Origin of the sequence: Gluconacetobacter dulcium (genome assembly GCF_014174165.1) — a bacterium.
GTDB classification, from domain to species: domain Bacteria; phylum Pseudomonadota; class Alphaproteobacteria; order Acetobacterales; family Acetobacteraceae; genus Gluconacetobacter; species Gluconacetobacter dulcium.
This window is the reverse complement of record NZ_JABEQN010000076.1, coordinates 1-501: the sequence shown is the minus strand read 5'-3', so window position 1 is coordinate 501 and position 501 is coordinate 1. Positions and strand designations below refer to the sequence as shown.

The 501-nt window shown below is 64.9% G+C and carries 1 protein-coding gene; it reads left to right on the top strand.

Annotated features, from left to right (window positions below):
- Positions 1–53: 53 nt before the first annotated feature.
- A partial coding sequence (locus HLH25_RS19955) for a transposase (RefSeq protein WP_182975739.1) occupies positions 54–501 on the top strand: 448 nt, incomplete at its 3' end.

Sequence of the window (501 nt, the reverse complement as noted above, 5' to 3'; positions counted from 1 at the left end):
CGGCGAAAGTTCTTGTTGGAAAAGGAAAATCCGCGAGCGAGGCCAGAGACCCGATGCAGACAGAGTGTAGCGCAGGCCAATTGGCTTTTGGAGAGGTTTCCGGGCGTCGGATCGTAGCGGATTTCGCGGGCGGGACGATCACGTCGGACGCGGGCGCCCTGCTGCTGGGGGCGGCGGACCGGGCGATCGGTCTGACGGAGCGGTTTGCTTGCTGCTTCACGGATACCCGTGCCGCACATCTTGTCGAGCATGATATTCGCGCCCTGGTGCTCCAGCGCGTGGCGGGGATTGCACTGGGGTATGAGGATCTGGTCGATCACGACCACCTCCGACACGATCCGGTCCTGGCGATACTGGCTGGCAAGCTGGACGCGCGCCGTGCCAGGTGCGCGCCGCTGGCAGGCAAGAGCACGCTGAACCGGCTGGAACTGAGCCGCGCGGAACCCGGTCGTTACCACCGGATCAAGCACGACCCGTCAGCGATCGAAGCCCGGTTCGTCG